This is a genomic window from Streptomyces sp. NPDC050842, from assembly GCF_044456565.1.
Taxonomy (GTDB): Bacteria; Actinomycetota; Actinomycetes; order Streptomycetales; family Streptomycetaceae; genus Streptomyces.
In genome coordinates, this window is record NZ_JBITGA010000001.1 from 824,783 (window position 1) to 846,275 (window position 21,493).

Annotated in this window: 22 protein-coding genes; 14 read left to right on the forward strand and 8 right to left on the reverse strand. The window is 72.3% G+C overall.

Going from position 1 to position 21,493, the window contains the following annotated elements:
- Window positions 1-84 precede the first annotated feature (84 nt).
- On the forward strand, window positions 85-1,023 hold the full coding sequence (locus tag ACIBG6_RS03650; RefSeq protein ID WP_399220836.1) for a carbohydrate kinase: 939 nt from the start codon (window positions 85-87) through the stop codon (window positions 1,021-1,023).
- On the opposite strand, the gene ACIBG6_RS03655 is transcribed toward ACIBG6_RS03650, so the two are convergent.
- Window positions 1,001-2,287 carry an ATP-binding protein gene (locus ACIBG6_RS03655; protein WP_399220837.1) on the reverse strand — a complete coding sequence of 429 codons (1,287 nt, stop codon included), beginning with the start codon at window positions 2,285-2,287 and terminating at the stop codon, window positions 1,001-1,003. The genes ACIBG6_RS03650 and ACIBG6_RS03655 overlap by 23 nt on opposite strands.
- A gap of 190 nt (window positions 2,288-2,477) precedes the next feature.
- Window positions 2,478-2,837 carry an SPW repeat protein gene (locus ACIBG6_RS03660; protein WP_329625412.1) on the reverse strand — a complete coding sequence of 120 codons (360 nt, stop codon included), beginning with the start codon at window positions 2,835-2,837 and terminating at the stop codon, window positions 2,478-2,480.
- Window positions 2,838-3,145: 308 nt separating this feature from the next.
- Here ACIBG6_RS03660 and ACIBG6_RS03665 point away from each other — a divergent pair, with 308 nt between their 5' ends.
- A complete protein-coding gene (locus tag ACIBG6_RS03665) occupies window positions 3,146-3,517 on the forward strand; it encodes a cupin domain-containing protein (RefSeq protein ID WP_399221180.1) in 372 nt (123 codons plus the stop codon).
- Between the two features lie 49 nt (window positions 3,518-3,566).
- On the opposite strand, the gene ACIBG6_RS03670 is transcribed toward ACIBG6_RS03665, so the two are convergent.
- Window positions 3,567-4,514: a TauD/TfdA dioxygenase family protein gene (locus ACIBG6_RS03670; protein ID WP_399220838.1), complete on the reverse strand. Its 948-nt coding sequence runs from the start codon at window positions 4,512-4,514 to the stop codon at window positions 3,567-3,569.
- 515 nt (window positions 4,515-5,029) lie between these two features.
- Here ACIBG6_RS03670 and ACIBG6_RS03675 point away from each other — a divergent pair.
- From ACIBG6_RS03675 to ACIBG6_RS03720, 10 genes are all read left to right on the forward strand, one after another.
- Entirely contained in the window at window positions 5,030-6,259 is a 1,230-nt protein-coding gene (locus tag ACIBG6_RS03675; protein WP_399220839.1) for an ROK family protein, read from the forward strand.
- A gap of 76 nt (window positions 6,260-6,335) precedes the next feature.
- Window positions 6,336-6,407, forward strand: a complete 72-nt coding sequence (locus ACIBG6_RS03680) for a putative leader peptide (RefSeq protein ID WP_329625827.1) — start codon at window positions 6,336-6,338, stop codon at window positions 6,405-6,407.
- 322 nt (window positions 6,408-6,729) lie between these two features.
- Window positions 6,730-8,340 (forward strand): ABC transporter substrate-binding protein, encoded by a 1,611-nt coding sequence (locus ACIBG6_RS03685; protein ID WP_399220840.1) that lies wholly within the window; start codon window positions 6,730-6,732, stop codon window positions 8,338-8,340.
- A 1-nt stretch (window position 8,341) separates the two neighbouring features.
- Window positions 8,342-9,286 carry an ABC transporter permease gene (locus tag ACIBG6_RS03690; RefSeq protein ID WP_399220841.1) on the forward strand — a complete coding sequence of 315 codons (945 nt, stop codon included), beginning with the start codon at window positions 8,342-8,344 and terminating at the stop codon, window positions 9,284-9,286.
- Window positions 9,287-9,291: 5 nt separating this feature from the next.
- Window positions 9,292-10,158, forward strand: a complete 867-nt coding sequence (locus ACIBG6_RS03695) for an ABC transporter permease (RefSeq protein WP_399220842.1) — start codon at window positions 9,292-9,294, stop codon at window positions 10,156-10,158.
- On the forward strand, window positions 10,155-12,119 hold the full coding sequence (locus ACIBG6_RS03700) for a dipeptide ABC transporter ATP-binding protein (RefSeq protein ID WP_399220843.1): 1,965 nt from the start codon (window positions 10,155-10,157) through the stop codon (window positions 12,117-12,119). Before ACIBG6_RS03695 ends, ACIBG6_RS03700 begins: the two co-directional genes overlap by 4 nt.
- A 110-nt stretch (window positions 12,120-12,229) precedes the next feature.
- Window positions 12,230-13,072, forward strand: coding sequence for a formylglycine-generating enzyme family protein (locus ACIBG6_RS03705; protein ID WP_399221181.1), 843 nt, complete (start codon window positions 12,230-12,232; stop codon window positions 13,070-13,072).
- The gene (locus ACIBG6_RS03710) at window positions 13,069-15,384 is read left to right on the forward strand and encodes an arylsulfatase (RefSeq protein WP_399220844.1); all 2,316 of its coding nucleotides are present in this window, start codon (window positions 13,069-13,071) and stop codon (window positions 15,382-15,384) included. The genes ACIBG6_RS03705 and ACIBG6_RS03710 overlap by 4 nt, the downstream gene beginning before the upstream one ends.
- A 72-nt stretch (window positions 15,385-15,456) precedes the next feature.
- A complete protein-coding gene (locus ACIBG6_RS03715) occupies window positions 15,457-15,849 on the forward strand; it encodes a DUF4440 domain-containing protein (protein ID WP_399220845.1) in 393 nt (130 codons plus the stop codon).
- The gene (locus ACIBG6_RS03720; protein WP_399220846.1) at window positions 15,846-16,568 is read left to right on the forward strand and encodes a GNAT family N-acetyltransferase; all 723 of its coding nucleotides are present in this window, start codon (window positions 15,846-15,848) and stop codon (window positions 16,566-16,568) included. Before ACIBG6_RS03715 ends, ACIBG6_RS03720 begins: the two co-directional genes overlap by 4 nt.
- On the opposite strand, the gene ACIBG6_RS03725 is transcribed toward ACIBG6_RS03720, so the two are convergent.
- From ACIBG6_RS03725 to ACIBG6_RS03740, 4 genes are all read right to left on the reverse strand, one after another.
- Window positions 16,559-17,812 (reverse strand): serine hydrolase domain-containing protein, encoded by a 1,254-nt coding sequence (locus ACIBG6_RS03725; protein ID WP_399220847.1) that lies wholly within the window; start codon window positions 17,810-17,812, stop codon window positions 16,559-16,561. The two genes, ACIBG6_RS03720 and ACIBG6_RS03725, sit on opposite strands and share 10 nt — an antisense overlap.
- A 135-nt stretch (window positions 17,813-17,947) precedes the next feature.
- Window positions 17,948-18,289, reverse strand: coding sequence for a DUF5713 family protein (locus ACIBG6_RS03730; protein ID WP_399220848.1), 342 nt, complete (start codon window positions 18,287-18,289; stop codon window positions 17,948-17,950).
- 298 nt (window positions 18,290-18,587) lie between these two features.
- Window positions 18,588-19,487 (reverse strand): GNAT family N-acetyltransferase, encoded by a 900-nt coding sequence (locus tag ACIBG6_RS03735; RefSeq protein ID WP_399220849.1) that lies wholly within the window; start codon window positions 19,485-19,487, stop codon window positions 18,588-18,590.
- A 250-nt stretch (window positions 19,488-19,737) separates the two neighbouring features.
- Window positions 19,738-19,959, reverse strand: coding sequence for a hypothetical protein (locus ACIBG6_RS03740; RefSeq protein WP_399220850.1), 222 nt, complete (start codon window positions 19,957-19,959; stop codon window positions 19,738-19,740).
- 112 nt (window positions 19,960-20,071) lie between these two features.
- On the opposite strand from ACIBG6_RS03740, the gene ACIBG6_RS03745 reads away from it, so the two are divergent.
- Together ACIBG6_RS03745 and ACIBG6_RS03750 are read left to right on the forward strand one after the other, a co-directional pair.
- Window positions 20,072-20,545 carry a GNAT family N-acetyltransferase gene (locus ACIBG6_RS03745; protein ID WP_399220851.1) on the forward strand — a complete coding sequence of 158 codons (474 nt, stop codon included), beginning with the start codon at window positions 20,072-20,074 and terminating at the stop codon, window positions 20,543-20,545.
- 226 nt (window positions 20,546-20,771) lie between these two features.
- Window positions 20,772-21,026, forward strand: coding sequence for a hypothetical protein (locus ACIBG6_RS03750; protein WP_399220852.1), 255 nt, complete (start codon window positions 20,772-20,774; stop codon window positions 21,024-21,026).
- Window positions 21,027-21,099: 73 nt separating this feature from the next.
- Here the strand turns inward: ACIBG6_RS03750 and ACIBG6_RS03755 are convergent, their stop codons facing one another.
- On the reverse strand, window positions 21,100-21,465 hold the full coding sequence (locus ACIBG6_RS03755) for a hypothetical protein (RefSeq protein WP_399220853.1): 366 nt from the start codon (window positions 21,463-21,465) through the stop codon (window positions 21,100-21,102).
- Between the last annotated feature and the right edge of the window lie 28 nt (window positions 21,466-21,493).

Genomic DNA, 21,493 nt, shown 5'->3' on the forward strand with positions numbered 1-21,493 from the left:
TCGTGCGGCACGATGCCGGTCGTGGGTAGCGTCTTCGGCGGCCGGGACGGCTACCAGGACACCTACGCCAAGGAGCTCTGACCCATGTCCTTCCTGGTGATCGGCGAGTGCGTCGCCGACATCGTCCGTGCCCCCGCAGGGTCCGGCGCCGCCGACCGTGTCCACCCGGGCGGCAGTCCTGCCAACGTCGCCTACGGCCTCGCCCGCCTCGGCCGGGACGTCACCCTGCTCACCCAGCTCGCCGACGACCCCGCCGGACGGCTGATCGAGGCCCACCTGAAGGGCGTAGGGGTGCGGATCGCCCTCGGCGGTGCCCCCGCGCGCACCCCGTCGGCTGTCGTGGGCCTCGACGACCGGGGACGGGCCACGTACACCTTCGACATCGCCTGGACCCTGGAGGACGGGGAACCGGCCGACGCGTCGCCCTCCCATGTGCACATCGGCTCGATCGCCGCCGTCACGGCCCCTGGTGCGGACACCGTGCTCGCCGAGACCGAACGGCTCCGCGACCGGGCCACGGTCAGTTACGACCCCAACGTCCGCCCGGAGTTGATGGGGGAGCACACGGAGGCCGTCGCCCGGGTCGAGCGCTGCGTCGCCCTCAGCGACCTCGTCAAGGCGAGCGACGAGGACCTGGCATGGCTCTACCCCGGCGAGGACCCGCAGACGGTCGCGGCCCGATGGCTGGCCCTCGGCCCGACCGTCGTCCTCGTGACCCGGGGCGCGGACGGCTCGCTCGCCCTCACCCGGCACGACACCGTCGCCGTCGGGGCGCCGCCGGTCGCCGTCGTCGACACCGTCGGCGCGGGCGACTCCTTCATGTCCGCCGTCCTCGATACCCTCGCCGGTCAGGACAGGGCGACGCTCGGCGCGCTCTCGGCGGAAGAGCTCGCCGGGCTGCTCGCGCGGGCCGGCGCGGCCGCGGCCGTCACCGTCTCCCGGGCCGGCGCCCAGCCGCCCGACCGGGCCGAACTGGACGCCGCGCGTGAGGAGTTCGCCCTCAGATCCGGGCGTGCGTCGTGATGTCCGAGGCGAACTGCTCGACCATCGCGGGGGTGACCGTCGGGCGGCACTGCCCGATGGCCTCCAGATAGTCCGCCGTACTCGCCCCGGGCGCGGGGCCGTCCGCCCGGCCGCCGACCGCTACCAGGTCCCGCTCGAAGGATGCCTGGGCGGCGATCCGGGCCGCGTGCTCGATGTCGGCCGGGGTGAACAGATCGCTCGCCAGGACCAGTTCGTCGATGTCGACGTCCGTCCGGCCGTCCGTGTACCGGGCCCAGATCGCGGCCCGCGCCACCTTGTCCGGCGTACCGATCGGGATGAGGTAGTCGAACCGCCCGGGGCGCAGGAACGCCGGGTCGAGGGAGCGGATCGAGTTGGTGGCGCAGACGAGCAGCCGCTCGTCCCGCTCCCGGAAACCCGGTATCAGCTTGAGGAGTTCGTTGGTGACGCCGTGCATGCCGCCGGGCTGCGCGGGCTCCGAGCGGACCGGGGCGATCTCCTCGACCTCGTCGATGAAGACGAGGACCCGCTCCAGCTCGGCGATCCGCGCGAACGCGGACCGCAGGGCGGCGGCGAGGTTCCCCTCGTCGGCGAGGCGGGACGGCAGGATCTCCACGAACGGCCAGCCGAGCCGGGAGGCGATGCCCCGCGCGAACGTCGTCTTCCCGGTGCCGGGCGGACCGAAGAGGCAGACCGCGCGCGGCGGCCGCACCCCGTGCCGGGTCGCCCGCTCCGGCTCGGCGAGCGGCAGGACGACCCGGCGCTCGATGAGGTCCTTCTCCCGCTCCATCCCGGCGACCTTCGCCCACAGGTCGCCCGGGAGCAGCCGCCCGCCGAGGTCGTCGAGGAGCCCGGCGGCGGGCCCGTGCAGCGGCTCGACCTTCTCGAAGTACGCGACGGCCGGCTGCCGGGTGTACCCGGCGTTCAGGAGCCCCTCGCCGAGGAGCTCCTCCTCCGGCAGTACGTACGCGATCCGCCCGACGCGGGCCGCCACCAGCCGCCGCTCCAGCTCCACGAGCAGGGCGCTGGCCAGGCCTCGGCCGCGCCACGCCGAGGAGATCGCGATCCGCATCACCCAGGCACGCTCGCCGGAGACGCAGGCGAGCGCGGCGCCGATGGGCACGCCCTGGTGGACGGCGACCACGGCCGGCTGCCGCGAGGTGAGGGCTCCGATGCACTCGGCGAGCGAGAACACGGACTCCTGCCCGAGCTCGGCCGTGGTGTCGATCAGATGGACGACGGCCGCGAGATCGCTCTCGCGATAGTCGTGGATGTGCCAGTTCACCGGTGGTACCGCCCCTCGTTCGTGCCGATGCGGCGAGGCTAGGCGCGGCCGTGGACACGGGTCGTGCGCCGCCGTGCACAAGGCGGTACGGGCAAACGCTCCGTACCGGCTCTATGTCGCCGCGGGGACACGGTGAACGGCGGCACCTCCACGGGTGGGAGGCGCCGCCGTTCCGGGAGAGATCGGAATGTCACGTCCTTCTCTTGGTCATGAGCAGTCCGCCGGCCGTGAGGGCGAACAGGCAGACGCACGCGCCGGTGATCACGTTGCTCAGGATCACGCCGGTGTCGGGGTTCGACGAGACCACCCACGGGGCGATGATCAGCCACGCGCCCAGGAGCAGTACGACGAAGTTCAGGTCCTGCGACCGCTCGGGGGCCATCGACATGCACAGGCCCAGGGCCGCGATCGTGATGCCGACGACCAGATTGCTGATGGCGAGCTCGGGGCGGGCGGCGGAGAAGTGAACCGTCCACGCGGAGATCGCGGCGTAGATTCCGGCGAGGATCACGAGTTCCTCGACCGCCGCGACACCTCGGGTCTGGAGCATGCGGGCGTAACGATCCCGCATTTCCGACGCATCGGGGTGCCCCGAGATATCACCAGGACGGTGAGAGACGTCGGCCATACGACTCGCCTCCTTTTGGCGTCATGCACGTCTGACCGCTTGTGTGGCAATCATGCCGCGGCTCCATTGTGCGCTTATCTGCCCTTTATGTGTAGGTTTGACCGCTAGGGGAAGCGCACAGAATTCGCGCCGTGGATATGCCCGGAACCACCAAACGTGGGTGGGCCCGACCACCCCGGCGTAGCCTGGAAGAGGACTCGGGGCAGGCCTTTACACCGCCGGGAGGCGTGATGGCCGGCATCGTACAGAAGAGCTTCGATTCAGCGGACGAGACCCGTCCCTTCGAGGGCGGCAAGGGCAGGCTCGACCTGATCAACGCCGAACAGGGAGCGGTCGGCCGCGCCGTGTTCGAGCCGGGTTGGCAGTGGTCCCAGCACGTGAAGCCGATCGCCGGCACCGACAGTTGTCAGGCGTCCCATGTCGGATACATCGTCAGTGGCCGGATGAAGGTGGTCATGGACGACGGCGAGACGGTGGAGTTCGGCGCCGGTGACTTCATGCAGGTCAAGCCCGGGCACGATGCCTGGGTCCTCGGTGACGAAGCCTGCGTGGCCCTCGACTGGGTCGGCTTCGGCGACTACGCCCAACGTCCCGGATCCTGACGCCTTCCCCGGCGCGCCCCGCGAGGCGCGCCGGGATGGCAGGCTCCGCTCACACGGTGACGGGCTCCGCCGTCGACGCGCCGGAGGCGATGCCGAACGCCGGGTCCGGGACGGACTCGGGCGCGAGGAGGACCGAGGCAGCACCGTCCACGCCGACCGGCACGTCGCCGTCGATGGTCACCCGGCGCAGCTTGCGCTCGTGGTCGTCGGAGTCGTCCACGCCGTAGTGCTGGGTGGCGCGGTTGTCCCAGATCGCCACGTCGCCGACCTGCCACTGCCAGCGCACCGTGTTCTCCGGGCGCTCGATGTGCGCCTGGAAGAGCGCGAGCAGCGCGCGGGAGTCGGCGCCCGTCAGGCCACTGATGCGCTGCACGAAGTTGCCGAGGAGGAGCGTGCGCTCGCCGGTCTCCGGGTGGACCCGTACGACCGGGTGCTCGGTGAGGTACTTCGTCGAGGCGAAGACCTCACGGAAGCGCGCGAGCTGTTCGGGCAGGACGCCCGGGCGCAGGGCCGCGTAGTCGTAGTCGTTGGAGTGCACGGCGCGCAGGCTGTCGGCGAGGACGCGCAGCGGCTCGGGGAGCTTGGCGTACGCGGTCGCGGTGTTGGCCCAGAGGGTGTTGCCGCCGTACGGCGGAATGGTCACCGCGCGCAGGATCGAGAAGGCGGGGTACGCCGGCACGAACGTGACGTCCGTGTGCCACTGGTTGGCCCGGGCGCCGTAGTCCGAGTCGATGGGGAAGGAGTAACGGCCGTCGGCAGAGGGGACGGTGGGGTGCGCGACGGGCGTGCCGAGGAGCTTGCCGAAGGCCTCGTGGGCGTCCTCGTCCAGGTGGTCCTGGCCGCGGAAGAAGACGACCTTGTGCGCGAGGAGCGCGGCGCGGATCTCGGCGACGGTCCCGGCGGAGAGGTCGCCTCCCAGGCGGACGCCGGAGATGACGGCGCCGAGGCGGCCGCCGACCTTCTGGACGGTGACGGTGGTGGTGGTAGCGGTCGACATGGTGGTCCTTTCGGAAGTGTGCGAACCGGCTCGGGGATTAATTCCGGAGCGGAAGCAATGACGTGACGACGAGGGACCGGCTCGGCCGGGGGAGTCGCACGGGAGCGGATCGCGGGATGACGGGAGTGCGGCGCACGAGCGCGGTGTACGGAGGCGGCGAGGTGCGCGCCGGGGGTACGGGTGCGGGCGGCGAGCCCGGCACGCGAGAGGGTCGCGAGGATCAGGCGCCGGAGCCGGCGGGACACGAGGAGGTCGCGAACATGTCCCGGAGCCTCGCAGCGGCCGTCGCGGGACGTCAAGCGAACGGCGGGGCCCCGAGCCGTGCCTGGTGATGGTTGAATCGGCGCCTGCCCGCCGCCCGCGCCCCCGAGATCCGTACCCCCGCTCACCCGTGCTGACCAGCGGTGATGCGAAGAAATCCGGAGGGGGTGACCCGTACGGGCGGAGCCGCGACGGCCCCACCGTCGGCGGCGCGGGAATTCACACCGCCGCAACAGTGACGCAGAGAGGTACCCATGACGACCACCTCCCACGGTTCCCGGATGGCGGGAGACGGCCGGCGCGAGGCCAACGCCGCCACCGTGCTGCGGACCGTGCTCGACCACGGTCCGGTCGCCCGCGGCGCCGTCGCCCGGCTCTCCGGTCTCAGCCCCGCCGCCGTCTCGCGCCAGGCCACCGACCTCACCCGGCTCGGACTCCTGCGCGAACTGCCGGAACTGGCCGGCGGCGGGGGTGTGGGACGTCCGCAGATCCCCATCGACCTGCACATCGGCGCCTCCGGCGGACCGGTCGTCGGCGGCGTCCACCTCGGCGTCCCCAGCTCGACGTTCGGCCTGGTCGACCTGCGCGGCCGCGTCCTGGCCCGGCGCACCCACCCGCACGACGGCATCGCGCCGGACGGCGTGCCCACCGCCGTCGGCCGCGCCCTGCGCGGCTTCCTCGACGAGCACACCGGGGGACGCCCGCTGCTCGGGGTCGGCGCCGCCGTCGGCGGCTGGGTAGACCCCGCGGAGGGGGTCGTCGTCCGCCACGACGCCTTCGGCTGGCGCCGCCGTCCGCTGGCCGCGGAGCTCACCCGGGGCCTCGGCGGGCACACCGTACGGCTCGACAACCACGCCCGCTCCATCGCCCAGTCGGAGATCCTCTTCGGGCGGCCCGCGGCCCGGCGCAGCCTCGTCCACCTCTTCATCGGGAACGTCGTCGACGCGGCCGTCGGGCTGGCCGGGATCGTGCACCAGGGCCCCGGCTCGGCGGCCGGCGACGTGGCGCACCTGCCCGTACCCGACTCCACCGTCCCCTGCCCGTGCGGGCGTTCGGGCTGCCTGGAGGCCACCGCCTCGAACACCGCGCTCGGACTCACCGCCGTGCGACGCGGGATCGTCCCCGAGCCCGACACGTTCCTCGTCGTGGACGCGGCGGCGGCGGGGGACCGGCGCGCCGACCGGCTGCTGCGCGAGCGCGCGCGGGCGGTGGGCCGCGCCGTCGCGCTGCTCCTCGACGTCCTGAACCCGGATCTGGTCGTCGTGACCGAACACTCCAGCGTCCTCGACCCGGACTACCTGGAGGAGATCCGCGGGGCGGCGATCGACCTCTCGCATGTCTGCGACGACCCCGAACGCATCGTCAGTCCACATGCCGGACCGGCCACGCTGCCCGTAGCGGCGGGCACGGTTCTACTGAATCCCCTGTTCAGAAGGCCTCTTCAGACGGTCGACGAGCTCCTCGCCGAGGGTAGCGAGAAGTGATGTCGTCTCAGAATGCGGGCGCAGCCGGTTGACCGCCTCGCGCAGCCGCTGTCATATTGCTCCCGTGAATCCGGACATGCGCCTCATCTCCCGCAGGCACGTCGACCTCTGTCGACAGGCCAGTGCGGTCTGTGCCGTCCGCGTCTGAACCTTCGCGTCGGGCGTCGAACCGTTCGCCCCGCCGGGTCCGCTGATGCCGTCCCGGTCCCGCTGAACTCCCCCCGGCTTCCCTGACCTTCCGGCTCCTCCGGCTTTCCGGCATTCCGGCGCGCCCGGACGTCCGGGCGCTCAGGCCCGTCGGCCGGCCCCCTCGCCGTACCGCGTCGTACCGCCGTATCGCCCCGCACCCCGTTCCGTACCGCTACCGCGCACTTCCGCGTACCCCGCACGCCTGGCGTGGCCATTCCTCCCGCAGCGGAAGGAATGGCCGCACCCCGCGCGCCTCCGACCTCTTTCACAGGCAGGCAACGATGACCGAGTCGTACCCCACCACGCCCACCGCTCCCACCCGGCGCACCACCCTGCGCGCCGCGGGCGGCGGCGCCCTGCTCCTCGGGCTCGGTCTCACGGGCTGCCGCTCGGCGGTCTCCGAAGCCGACGCCCCGTCCGGCAAGGCGGGCGAGGCGGGCAAGGCGAGTGCCGCGCCCCGGCGCGGCGGCACCCTCACCGTCGCCGTCAACGCCGACTTCACGCCCAGCCTGCTCTTCGCCCAGAGCGCCCAGTCGCTCCAGCAGCGGCTCATCTACAACACCCTCACCCGCTACGACGACCGGCTGAAGCCGCAGCCGGAACTCGCCACCTCCTGGGAGTACGCGAAGGACGGCCGCGCCATCACCCTCGCGCTGCGCAGCGGCGTCACCTTCCATGACGGCCGCCCCTTCACCGCCGACGACGTGATCTTCGCGGTGAAGAACCTTCAGAACCCGCTCCGCGCCGCCCAGTTGAGGGCCACGGCCGCCGCCGTCACCGGCTTCGAGAAGCGCGGTGACCACGAGCTGGTCCTGAAGCTCGCCCACCCGGTGAACAACCTCTTCGACCTCTTCGAATTCATGATCATCACGGATCGCGCCAGCGTCGAGGACGCCGTCACCGGCAAGAAGCTCAACGGCACGGGACCCTTCCGGCTGACCAAGTGGAGCCCCGGCTCCGGGCTCGGCCTCAGCCGCAACGAGACGTACTGGCAGCCCGGCCGCCCCTACCTCGACGGCGTCGAGATCCGCGTCGTGCCGCAGGCCGACGCGCTGCTCTCCTCCCTCAGGACCGGACAGTCCCAGCTCTCCTTCAGCGTCCCCGGCAAGAACCTTGCCGTCGTCGCCGCCAGCCCCGAGCTCGCCATCAGCGAGTACTCCACGGGCGGCGGAGCCGTGTACCTCGGCGTCAACACCACCGTCGCCCCGCTGAACGACAAGACCGTCCGGCAGGCCCTCGCCTGGGGCATCGACCGCGAGCGGATCCTCAAGCAGGTCCTCGGCGGCTACGGACTCGCCTCCGCCACCCCCTGGCCCAAGTCCTCGCCCGCCTTCACCGAGGCCGGCCGCACCCACTACACGCACAACCCCGGCAAGGCCCGCGAGCTCCTCAAGTCCGCCGGACACACCCGCCTCGACCTGCCCCTGCTCCACGTCAACCTGCCCGGCGAGACGGCCGTCGCCGAGGCCGTCCAGTACGACCTCCGGCAGATCGGCGTCCACGTCACGCTCCAGCCCACCGACTCCGCCGCCGCCCAGAAGAACCTCATCTCCCAGAACATGCCCGGACTCTGGACGATGAGCCACAGCTTCGCCCAGGTCCAGCCGTCCACCCTCGCCGTCAGCGCCTACCCCTTCAACGAGGCCAAGAACACCTCCAAGTTCCGCTCCGCCGCCTACACGAAGGTCGTCCGCGAGGCCTGGACCGCGCCCGCCGACGGCGCCCGCGCCAACGCCCTCCGGCAGCAGATCACCGACACCCTCCTCGACGAGGCGTTCATCATCGACCTCGCCATCCGCGGCGCCGTCCAGGTCTCCGCCAGGAAGCTCCACGGCGTCACGCTCAACAAGTTCTCCTATCTCAACCTCGACGACGCCTACCTGGCGGGCTGAGATGCACGGGTATCTGCTGCGGAGGCTCCCCTCCGCCCTCCTCGTCCTCCTCCTCGCCTCCTTCCTCGTCTTCGCGGTCCTGCGGCTCGTCCCCGGCGACCCCGCGGCAGTCCTCGCCGGACCCGACGCGAGCGCCGAGGTCGAGGCCGCCATCCGGGCCCGCCTCGGCCTCGACGACCCCCTGCCCGCCCAGTACGCGCGATGGATCGGCGGCCTCCTCACCGGCGACCTCGGACCCTCCTACGCGATCGGCGGCCAGACCGCCGACCTGATCGCCGACGGCGTCGGCGCCACAGTCGAACTCACCCTGGGAGCCCTGCTGTTCGTCGTCGTCCTCGGCGGCTTCTTCGGCAGCGTCGGCGCCACCTCCCGCAACCGCTGGCTCCGCGGCACCGTACGGATCCTCACCACCGGAGCGCTCGCCGTACCGCCCTTCGTCACCGGCGTCCTCCTCGTCCTCCTCTTCGCCGTCCTCCTCGGCGTCCTGCCCCCGGGCGGCCGCGTCCCGCTCCTCACCGCACCCGACCTCGGCGTCCAGTACCTGCTGCTGCCCGCGCTCTGCCTCGCCCTGCCCAGCGCCGCCGTCCTCGGCCGCTATCTGGAGGACAGCATCGGCCGCGCCCTCGCCGAGGACTACGTTCGCACCGCCACCGCGGCCGGCATCGCGCCCCGACGCCTGCTCTGGCGCCACGCCCTCCCGAACGCCCTCCCGCCCGTCGTCACCCTCCTCGGCATGCAGACCGGCCACCTCCTCGGCGGCGCCGTCCTCGTCGAGGCGATCTTCGCCTGGCCCGGCCTCGGCCAGCTCGCCGAACAGGCCCTGGTCCGCCGCGACTACCCCGTCGTCCAGGACCTCCTGCTCCTCCTAGTCACCGTCTTCGTCCTCGTCCAGCTCGTGACCGACCTCGTCCACGCCTGGCTCGACCCCCGGATCAGGTGGGAGTGACCGCCATGACCACCCTCGCGGCGGCCAAGCCGCCCCTCGCCCGACAGCCCCACAAGTCCCGCCACCCCTACCGGGCGGCCCTCGCCACCGCCCGTGGCCGTGCCGGCCTCGCCCTCGTCGGCCTGGTCGTCCTCGCCGGGCTCCTCGCCCCGCTCCTCTCCGGCCACGGCCCCACCGACCAGAGTGCCCTCGCGCTCGCCGGGCCCGGCACACCGGGCCACCCGCTCGGCACCGACGACCTCGGCCGCGACCTCCTCGCCCGCCTCCTGTACGGCATCCGCGCGGACCTCGGCATCGTCGCCGTCGCCGTCCCGCTCGGCGCCGCCCTCGGCTGCCTCCTCGCCCTGGCGGCGGCCACCCACCCGGTCGCGGACACCGTCGTCCAGCGCGCCTTCGACCTGGTCCTCGCCTTCCCCGGACTGATCCTGGCGCTCGCCGTCACCGCGATCCTCGGCCCCGGCCGGACACCCGTGATCCTGGTCATCGCCCTCGCGGAGATCCCCGTCTTCGGGCGGCTCCTCCGCACCGGCATCCTCGTCCAGCGCGGCCGGGAGTACGTGACGGCCGCCCGCGTCGGCGGCACCTCCGGCGGCCGGATCCTCACCCGGCACATCCTGCCCAACGCCGCCGACCCACTCGTCGTCCAGCTGGCCGTCTCCCTCACCGTCGCCGTCTTCATCGAGGGCGCCATGAGCTTCCTCGGCGTGGGAGTCCGGCCGCCCGAGCCCACCCTGGGAGCCGTACTCAGCCAGTCCATGCCCTATCTCGCCCAGGCCCCGCACTTCGCCGCGGGACCGCTCGTGACCGTGACCGCGCTCGTCCTCGGCCTCTCCCTGACCGCCGAGGCACTGAACCGGGAGATACGCCGATGACCAGCCCGCCGCTCCTCGAAGTCCAGGGCCTGGAGGTGGAGTTCACCACCCCCGACGGCGGGGCGCTGCACGCCGTCCGGGACGTGTCCTTCACGCTCCGCCGGGGCGAGACGCTCGCCGTCGTGGGCGAGTCGGGCTCCGGCAAGTCCACCACCGCCCTCGCCCTGCTCCGGATGCTCCCCGGCACCGGCCGGATCAGCGGCGGCTCCGTCCGGCTCGACGGGCAGGACCTCGCCACCGCCGACGAGTCCGCGCTGCGGGCCGTGCGCGGAACCCGTATCGGCATGGTCTTCCAGGACCCGATGACGGCCCTCAACCCCGTCCTCACCGTCGGCCGCCACTTGGACGAGGTACTCCGCGCCCACGACGGGCGGGCCGGGTCCGCAGACCGCGGGGCCGGGCCCGCCCGCCGCGACAGGCCCGCCCACCCCGACAGGCCAGCCCACCCCGACAGGCCAGCCCACCCCGACAGGCCCGCCCACCCCGACAGGCCCGCCCGCCGCGACAAGGCCGCCCGGCGCGCCCGGGCCGTCGAGCTGCTCCGCCTCGTCGGCATCCCCGACGCCGAGCGCCGCCTCGACGACCACCCGCACCAGTTCTCCGGCGGCCAGCGCCAGCGCGTGCTCATCGCCATGGCCCTCGCCGGCGAACCCGACATCCTCCTCGCGGACGAACCCACCACCGCCCTCGACGCCACCGTCCAGGACCAGATCCTCACCCTCCTCGGCGAACTCACCCGCACCACAGGCACGGCGCTCGTCCTCATCACCCACAACATGGGCGTGGTCGCCCGCGCCTGCGACCGGGTCCTCGTCATGTACGGCGGCACCGTCGTCGAGGACGGCCCCACCGCCGAAGTCCTGTCCCGCCCCCGCCACCCCTACACCGCCGGCCTCCTCGCCGCCGTACCCCGGCTCTCCGCCCCCTCCGGCACCCGGCTCACCGGCATCCCCGGCACCCCGCCCGACCTGAGCCTGCCCCTCGCGGGCTGCGCCTTCGCGGCCCGCTGCGCGCTCGCCGAGGACCGGTGCCACACCGCCACCCCGCCGCTCACCGCCGTCACGGAGACCGTCCGCGCCGCCTGCCTGCCCGCCGCCGAGCGCACGGAGCCGCTGCCGCCGCCCCCGCCGCCCGTCCGGATCGACCGGCCCGCGCCCGGTGCCGTCGTCCTCAGCGGCGAGGGCCTCCGCAAGACGTACAAGGGTCGTGGCCGACGTACCTTCACCGCCCTCGACGGCGTCTCCCTCACCCTCGCCGCGGGCGAGACCCTCGGCATCGTCGGCGAGTCCGGCTCCGGCAAGTCCACTCTCGCGCGCGTCCTCGCCCACGCCCACCCCGCCGACGGTGGCCGGATCCTCCTCGACGGCCGGGACGTCACCCGCCCCGGCCGGGCCGCGCTGCACGCCGTACGCCGCCGCGTCCAGATGGTCTTCCAGGACCCGTACGCCTCGCTCAACCCCCGCATGACCGTCGGGGAGATCGTCGCCGAACCGCTGCGGGCCTTCGGGACCGTCGCCCCGGGGGAGCGAGCCGCGCGCGTCGCGGAACTCCTGCGGCTCGTCGGCCTCGACCCGGCCGCCGCCGACCGGCACCCGCGCTCCTTCTCCGGCGGCCAGCGCCAGCGCATCGGCATCGCCCGCGCCCTCGCCCCCGAACCCGCCGTCCTCATCTGCGACGAACCCGTCTCGGCGCTCGACGTCTCCGTCCAGGCCCAGATCGTCGGCCTCCTCACCGACCTCCAGCGCGACCTGGGCCTCGCCCTCGTCTTCATCGCCCATGACCTCGCCGTCGTGCGCCAGGTCAGCCACCGCATCGCCGTCATGCACGAGGGCCGGATCGTCGAGACCGGAGCCGCCGACGAGCTGTGCGAGCACCCCCGCGACCCGTACACCCGCGCGCTCCTGGCCGCCGCGCCCGAACCCGTACCCGTCCGGGTACCCGCCGGGGCGGTGTCCGCGTGAGCGCCTGCTGCACCCCGGGACGGGGCTGTACGGGGGACGCCGGAGCCGCCCGCGCCGTCGATCTGCTGCCTTTGCCGACCGTACGGACCGCCGCCCCGCCGCCCCCTCCCATGGTGGAACTGCCCGGCGGCACGTTCCGCATGGGCGACGCCTTCGGCGAGGGCTACCCGGCCGACCGTGAGGGACCCGTACGGGAGGTCACGGTCGATGCCTTCGCGATCGACGCCACCGCCGTCACCAACGCCCGGTACGCGGAGTTCGTCGAGGCCACCGGGTACCGCACCGACGCCGAACGCTTCGGTTCCTCCTTCGTCTTCCACCTCCTGCTCCACCCCGCCGCCGCGGGCCACGTCCTCGGTCGGGTCCCGCAGGCCCCCTGGTGGCTGGGGGTCACCGGGGCGGCCTGGCACACCCCCGAGGGCCCCGGCTCCGGCCTCGAAGGCCGCGCCGACCACCCCGTCGTCCACGTCTCGTACGACGACGCCCTCGCCTACTGCGCCTGGGCGGGCGTCCGGCTGCCCACGGAGGCCGAGTGGGAGTACGCGGCCCGCGGCGGCCTCGACGGCGCCCGCTACCCGTGGGGCGACGACTTCACCCCCGGCGGCACGGAGATGTGCAACACCTGGACCGGCGACTTCCCCCACCGCTCCGACCGGCCCGGCGGACGCGTTGGCACCGTGCCCGTCACCGCGTACGCCCCCAACGGCCACGGCCTCTACAACACCTCCGGCAACGTCTGGGAATGGTGCCAGGACGCCTTCGCCCCCCAGGCCGATGCCGCCCGCCCGGCCGAGCGCATCATCCGGGGCGGCTCCTACCTCTGCCACGCCTCCTACTGCAACCGCTACCGGGTCGCCGCCCGCTCCCACAACACCCCCGACTCCTCGACCGGCCACGGCGGATTCCGCACCGCCCGGACACTCCCTCTCCCGGAAGGACCCGCCCCCGCATGACCACCGCACCCCGTCGCGACCCCTACGAAGGTTTCGCCGGCCGTGTCGGCCGCACCTTCGCCGAGTCCGAACCCGCCTGGCCCAGCCGTACGACTCCGCCGGCCAAGGCCCCCAACATCGTCGTGGTCCTCGTCGACGACATGGGTTTCAGCGACATCGGACCGTTCGGCTCCGAGATCCCCACACCGGTCCTCGACGGCCTCGCCGACGACGGCGTACGGCTCACCAACTACCACACCATGCCGCTCTGCTCGCCCGCCCGCGCCGCCCTGCTCACCGGCCTCAACCCGCACCGCGTCGGCTACGCCATGGTCGCCAACGCGGACCCCGGCTTCCCCGGCTACGGCATGGAGGTCGCCGACGACATCCCCACCCTCGCCGAACTCCTCCACGACGCCGGCTACGCCACCTACGCCGTCGGCAAATGGCACCTCGTCCGCGACTCCGCCTCCAACGCCGCCGACGACCGCGCCAACTGGCCGCTCCAGAAGGGCTTCGACCAGTACTACGGCGTCCTGGAGGGCCTCACCAGCCTCTTCCACCCGCACCAGCTCGTCCGGGACAACAGCCCCCTCGACATCGACGAGTTCCCCGACGACTACTACTACACCGACGACATCACCGACCAGGCGATCTCCATGGTGACGTCACTGCGCGCCCACGACCCGGACAAGCCCTTCCTCCTCTACCTCGCCCACAACGCCGTCCACGGCCCCCTCCAGGCCAAGGCCGAGGACATCGCCCGCCACCGCGGCCGCTACGACGACGGCTGGGACACCCTGCGCGAGCGCCGCTTCGCCGCCCAGCTCGCCGCCGGACTCTTCCCGCCCGGCACCGAACTCCCCGAACGCAACAGCGAGGCCGGCCTCGACGTCCCCGCCTGGGACTCCCTGACGGAAGATCAACAGCGGCTCTACGCCCGCTACATGGAGGTCTACGCGGCCCTCGTCGACAACATCGACCAGAACCTCGGCCGGCTCACCGACACCCTCGCCGCCCTCGGCGAACTCGACAACACCATCATCGTCTTCACCTCCGACAACGGCGGCACCGGCGAGGGCGGCCCGGAGGGCACCCGCTCCTACTTCAGCCGCTTCGTCCACCACCCCCGCCTCCCCGGCGACTGGGACCCCGACGTCGACCGCGACCCCGAACTCATCGGCGGCCCCCGGAGCCTCGTCCACTACCCCCGCGGCTGGGGCATGGCCTCCAACACCCCCTTCCGCCTCTACAAGGGCCACACCTACGCGGGCGGCGTCCGCGTCCCCTTCGTCCTCTCCTGGCCCGAAGGGGCACGGGACGGCAGGCTCGCGACGGGGCTGCGCCCCCAGTACCAGTACGTCACCGACATCGCCCCCACCCTCCTCGAACTCGCCGGCCTCACCCGGCCCGAGAGCCGCCGCGGCATCCCCCTCCAGGAACCCGACGGCATCAGTTTCACCCCCGTCCTCGCCGACCCCGCCCACGAGTCGACCCACCCCGAGCAGTACTGCGAGATGACCGGCAACCGCAGCCACTACCGCGACGGCCGCAAACTCGTCACCCTCCACCGGCCCGGCACGCCCTACGACGACTCCGAGTGGGCCCTGTACGACATCCGCACCGACCCCACGGAGATCCACGACCTAGCCGCCGAACAGCCCGCACTGGTCAAGGAGTTGTCGGCGGCCTGGGAGGAGGCCGCCTGGCGCGACGGCGTCTTCCCGCTGCCCGACCACAGCGGCGCCCTCGCCCGCCGCAACCCCGCGGAGCAACGCCTCACCCGCCCCGTCACCCTGCTCCCCGGCACCCCGGAGCTGGAGCGCTACCGCTCCTCCCGGCTCGTCTCCCTGCGGTCCTTCGAGATCGCCGTGGCCGTCGAGGAGACCGGCGACGGCGTCCTCGTCTCCCACGGCGACCAGGGCGGCGGCTACAGCCTCTACGTCGAGAACGGCCGGCTGACCTTCGCGTACAACGAATACGGCCGCCTCCACGAGACCGACGCGGGCCCCCTGACCCCGGGCCCGCACGAGATCATCCTCGTCGCCGCGGCCGAGGAGGGCCTCCGCTGGCGGTTCACCGTGCTCGTGGACGGCGAGCACCGCGCCGCCCCCGACAGCGTCCACCAGCTCGTCGGCATGGCCCCCTTCCAGGGCATCAGCGTCGGCATCGACCGCAAGTCCCCCGTCTCCTGGCCCCTCTTCGAACGCCACCGCTCCTTCCGCTTCACCGGCCGCCTCCGCTCCGTCACCTACCGGCCCGGAGCACCGGGCCCCGACGCACCCGAGGTCGTCGCGGCGGCCCTCAAGGAGGCGGCAGCGGCCTTCGAGTAGCAGAAGGCGGGAGGGGTGGGTCTCGGCAGAAAGTCCCGGGACCCACCCCTCCTGACCTGCCACAATCCCTCCATGACCCAGGATCCCGACATCGCCGAGGCCATCGAGGGCGAACTGCGCCTGCTGGACCCGGCCGTCCGCGCCTCCCACGCCCTCTCCGTCGCCCTCCTCGACCCCGAGTTCGTCGAGGTCGGCGCCTCCGGCCGCCGCTGGACGTACGAGGAGATGCTCGCCGCGCTCCCCGAGCTGACCGGCAGCACCGAGGACGGTCCGCGCCACGAAGCCACCGCCTTCACGGGCGAGGTGCTCGCCCCCGGAATCGTCCACCTCACGTACGAGTGTGTGTACGACGGCCGTCTCGTCCGCCGCAGTTCCCTGTGGCGACGCGCCCCCGGCACGGCGGGCGACGGGCCCCTGCGGATGTACTACCACCAGGGGACGCCCGTACCCGAGCACCTCGCATGACGACCCGACCCGCCCCGGCGGCCCGAGAGCTGTGGGAGGACCTGGCGCGGGTTCCGGTGTCCTTCCCGCCGCAGGGCGGGGTGAACGTGGTGGTGTCCGCGGAGTCGGGGCTGTGTCCGCCCGGTTGGGTCGGGGTGGTCGCCCTAGAAGGGTCGGCGATCGCGACCGCGCCGACTGAGCGCGTCGCGGAGAGACTGCGCGCCGCGCTGGCGGACCTGCCCGTGGAGGCCGTGGTGGACGCCGCCTCGCTCCACGACGCACTGCCCGTGGCCCGGGTGCTCGGCCCGGCGTCACTGTCGTACGTCTCTCCGCAAGGCTTCCGCCCGGTGGCCGCGGCCTCGGACGTGGCACACCTGCCCGGCGACCACCCGGCAGTGCGCGGCCTGGAACGGGTGGCGGGCCACGAGGACGCGGTGGAGGCCGCCCTCGACGAGATCACGTCCCCGGCATGCGTGGTCCGCGAACACGGTGAGGTGGTGGCCGCCGCCGGGTACCGTATCTGGCCCCGCCGGACGGCCCACCTCAGCGTGCTGACCGCGCCGGCCGCACGGGGACGCGGCCTCGCACGGACCGTGGCATCGGCGGCCGTCGCCCACGCGCTCGCCGCCGGACTGCTGCCGCAGTGGCGCGCCCGTCCCCGGGCCTCGCGACGGGTCGCCGCCACACTGGGCTTCGAGGAACTGGGCGCCCAGCTCTCCGTCGAGCTCGCTCAGGACTGACGCGGGGTGACGTTGCCGCCGTCGTAGACGTTGTCCGGGGTGACGATCCGCGTGACCGCCCGGGCGAGCAGCGTCGACGGCTCCTGGTTGTCGACGCGGCGGACGTCCGTGTTGAGCATGAGGACCAGGGTGGCCTTCTGCGAGGGCAGGTAGACGGTCACCGTCTCGTACCCCGGCAGGGAGCCGTTGTGCCCGATCCAGCCCTCGGTCTCGAAGATGCCGAGGCCGTAACTGGTGCCGGGGAAGCCGGTCGGCAGCGTCTTGAGCCGCTGCGCCTGGGTATCCGGGCTGAGCAGCTTCCCGGTGGCGACGACCTCGGCCCAGTGGCGCAGGTCGTGCAGGTTCGAGATCATCGCCCCGGCCGCCCAGGCCCAGCTCGGGTTCCAGTCCGTCGCGTCCTCGACCTCGCCGCTCAGCGTCTGGTCGGTGTAGCCGTGCGAGTGCGGCTCGGGGAACTCGGCCCCCTGCGGGAACAGCGTGTGGAACAGGCCGGACGGGCGCAGCACCCGGTTGCGGATGACGTCCCGGAGCGGCTGGCCGGTCACCTTCTCGACGACCAGACCGAGCAGGACGAGGTTGGAGTTGGAGTACTCGAACTGGGCACCCGGCTTGAAGGTGTTCTTGTGCCTCATGCCGTACGCGAGCAACTGCTCCGGCGTGTACGTCCGCTGCGGGTCGCTCAGCAGATCGTGGACGAACTCCGCGTCGGAGGTGTACGGGAACAGGCCGCTGCGCATCTCGGCGAGCTGGCGGAGCGTGATCCGGTGGCCGTTGCGCACATGGGGGATGTACTTCGCGATCGGGTCGTCGAGACCGACGCGGCCGTCGTCGACGAGCTGGAGCAGCGCGGTCACCGTGAAGGTCTTGGTCTCGCTGCCGATCCGGATGTACGAGTCGGCGGACATCGGCTCGCGGGTCACCGTGTCGGCGACGCCGGTCGCGCGGACGTAGCTCCCCTTGCCCGGCATCCACACGCCGACGACGACGCCGGGGATGCCCGCCTGCTTGCGGACGTCCTCGATGGCCTTGTCCAGCCGGGCGTTCACCTCGGGGCCGAGACCGCCCGGCGGGCAGTCGTCCTTGTCGTACCGGTCGACGCTCGCGGCGTGGACCGCCGCGTCCTTGTCGTACCGGTCGACGCTCGCGGCGTGGACCGCCGGGGCCGGGGCCAAGGCCGTCGGGGCCAGCACGGACGCCACGAGCAGCGCTGCGGCGAACAGACGTCGGGTGGGGGTGCGTCGCATGTGGGGGGCGCCTCTTCCAGGTCGGGGAGCAGGCAGCCACATCACCATCCGGACCCCCACCGGAGGCCTCCGTCCGAGGAGCGCCCCATCGAGTCCACTCGTTCGGCGCCGCGCGGATCGCTGAGACGGGCCCGCTCACCAGTCCCGGTCGGCGATCAGCTCCTCGACGTCCGCGTCCGTGAACCCGTACGCCGACGCGATGGACCAGAAGTCCTCGGCGATCGCCTCACGGGCAACCGTCTCGATCTCACTCCCCGCTGCCTCGAACTCCGCCTCCAGGAGGTTGAACTCCTCCGTCGCGGCCCGGGTGAGCACATACAGCGCCTCCAGCTCCGACGGCTGGTCGGCCTCGATCCGCTCGCACAGCCGCAACAGGATCGCCTTGCCCTGGTCGACGACGTGATCGGGGAAGTACGAGTCCGCGTAGAGCGGCCGCAGAAACGCGTGCGCTGCCATCTGCTGGTGGGTGATCGGCATGGTTTCCCCGCCTCCGTAGAAGAACTGACGCGCCGATCATGCACGAACGCACTGACAACGACGCCGCCCGTGGACGCCGGCCCGCTCGTGACCGGCCCCTCGCGCGACTCGCGCCGATTCCCCACCCGAATGGCCGTGGAGGAAACGATCCCCCTCACCCGAGGGAGCTGTCACTCCCTCCGTGAGCCGCGCCCCGGCAGGGCGAGTGCACGGGCTGAAGGTCGCCGACCGACACCGGGCACGACAAGCGGTCCGGCCCTGCTCTCGGACCGGACCGCTCACCGTGTGCTACTCCTCGCTAGGCCGCTTGGCCCGCCGGGTGGAAGTTGATGCGTTCACTGATGACGGGGAAGCCGGCCTTGGCGAAGTTCGCGGCCATGGGGAAGTTGCCCTGGTCCGTCGCTCCGCTGATGAACTCCGCGCCTTGCTCGACGAGGACGTGGGTGCACTCCGCGAGGAGGTCGTAGGCGTAACCGCGACCGCGCTGTTCCGGGACGACTCCGATGAAGCCGATGGTCGGGCCGGAGGGGTTGTGGGCCGGGATGTGGATGCCGGCCAGGTCACCCTCCGGCGTGCGCGCGACCTGCCACCACTCCCGTGGGGAGGGGCACCAGTGGAAGAAGTCGAGTTCCTCCTGGGCGGCCTGGTGGAGGCCGCCCTCCTCGATGGCCCTGAGCGCGTGGGCGTCCAAGGTGACGGAGTGGATGCGGCGCAACGCGTCGAGGAACACGGTGTCGTCGGGTTCGGCGCTGAAGCGCAGGCGTCCGGGCCGCTCGGGCAGACCCCGCTCCGGGGTCCAGCGGTACAGGAAGCGTTCCACCAGGAGTTCGTACCCCGCGGATCGTGCGGCGGCGAAGCGCGCCTCGGCGGCGGCGCGCTGGTCGGTCTTCTCCCGCCAGCCGCCGGGCAGGTTGATCTCGAGTTCGACCTGCCAGGGAGCGGAACGCAGGAGTTCGGCCCCGGCCTCCTCCTCGCCCTCGGCCACGTCGAACCAGTTGATGTTCACGGGCTCCGAGTCGTCGGGGCCGCCCCACCAAGCGCCGCGTGCGACGACCTCGCCGTCGCGCAGGGCGACGCGCTTCCAGTCGGGTCGGAACCGGGTACGCCGATGGTTTTCACGGGCGCCCAGGGGGTCGGGGAGGGCGTCGAAGAGATGAGCGTCGCTCGCGGAGAGCGTGCGGATGACCGGATCGGTCATGGATTCCTCCGGGATACAGGCTGCTTGGAGCGCTCCCGGTCAGAATTGACGAATCACGCCGGGATAGTGGAAGAGGGAGCGCTGGAAAGGTGTGAACTGCACGGCACTCGCCTCCTTCCATCCGTGTATCAGGGCGTGGATCCACACCGTACGTGATCTTCCGCGGGTCCGTCCACGGATTTCCGCGCCCCTTGAAGCCTGCGGGGCCTTGAGCGGACTGCAGTGGTGGGGACGGTACGGGAACAGGCGATCACGATCGACAGCTGGAGTACTGGAGGAGTCGTCGGACGAACGGCGCCGTGCCTAGAACGAGTGCGGTGAAGACGACCAGTCGTTGGAGACCGGGCTGAGCGGCGAGGCTGCTGTGCTGGATGCCGTAGGTGGCGTACCAGTTGGCGGCGAGGTCGGTCGTCACGATGGCGCACACCACCGTCACCGCCCAGCGTGGGGTGCGGTGCACCCAAGTGATCACGCCACTGATGTTCTCAGCCGCTGGTCGCGTGCCGGCCGACAAGGCATGTGCTTCCTGTGACTCGTAAGGAAATCGGTTTGCTTCATCGTGCCCCAGGAGTGAGGCTCGCCCCATGGCCACAGATTTCCTGGTACGTCCGGCCCGGCCCTCCGATGCCTGGGCCTTGGCTGAACTGCGGTGGACGTTCAAGCAGGAGGACTACGAGGGGCGACCGCCGGTCCCTGCGCGGAGCCTGGAAGGGGCCGAGGTCTGGATCCGCGACCGGCTCGGCGATGGCCGCTGGTCGGCCTGGGTCGCGGAGACGGGCGGCGAGATCTGCGGTCACGTCTTCCTCTGTCCGGTGGAGCGGATGCCGGAGCCCTACGCGGACAACAACCCGGTCGGCTACGTCACGCACTTCTTCGTGACGCCGTCACGTCGGAACAAGGGAGTTGGTTCGGCGCTCCTCGAAGCACTGAAGCAGCACGCACGCGGCGTCGGCCTCGAAGGCCTGATCGTCTGGCCGTCAGAGCGCAGCACCCCGCTCTATCAGCGCTCCGGATTCCAGCCTCCGGAGGAACTGTTGGAACTCCCACTCGACGCCTGAGGGGACCTGTCGTGACGTGCGCTGCTCGGCGGTCAGCCGGCATGCCGGCCGACCTGATGCGGCACTAGCTTCTGGCGCCTTCCCCGCGCAGCGCGGCATGGACCAGCGCGATGTCCGTAGCGGGGAGGGCGAGTTCCCAGTAGCGATCAGCGGCTTGCACGGATAATTGACGGAACACTCCCTTGTCCACCGCCCCACTTCCCGGGCCTGCAACAGGGCCCGCCCCATGAACGTGGAACGGAGCAACAAGGGCGACGTCTTCAGCGAATCCGCCGAGGACGCGAAACGGCCGCCACACCACTGGCGACGTTGCGGCGGGATCCAGAATCAGCGACCCCTGCCGGAGACGGCGGCCCTCACGGACGAACGCGGAGACCTCGCGGGCCCCTCCAGCCTTCAACGCCACGACGTCCGCCTCGGCGCGATGCCGAGCGTCGTCTCCGGTGAGTTGCTCGATGAGGCGACTCGGATGCCGCAGTAGGTCCGTGAAGGACTGTGTCCCCGCAGCCCGTCGTACTTTTCGGTCCACCCATGTCCCCCACACGTGCGCGACGCTAGGTGTACGCGTCCGTGACGCAGTCGACGGCGCACCGCCAGTGCTCGAACCGTCGCCGCAGCGCCGCCGCCGCGTGCTGCCGCTCCACCTCGGCGTACCCGTAGCGGTTCTCGGTCACGCGGACCACGGCGTCGACGGTGACGATGGCCGGTTCGCCGTCGCCGGCGGAGCTGCGGGCGGTCGCGATCACCTGGTCGGCGGCCCGCTGGAGGTCGCGCGCGTACTCCCGCTGGGCGACGGACCGTGCCCGGGAAGCGGCGAACGGCCGTACGGCACGGCCCTTCCAGACGATGCCCGCCGTGATGAGTCCCAACCCGACGAGCGGGACGAGCAGCCCGATCACGGTATTGAGGTTCCAGGTCATCGCGCGTCGCCTTCCCCCAGTACCGCCG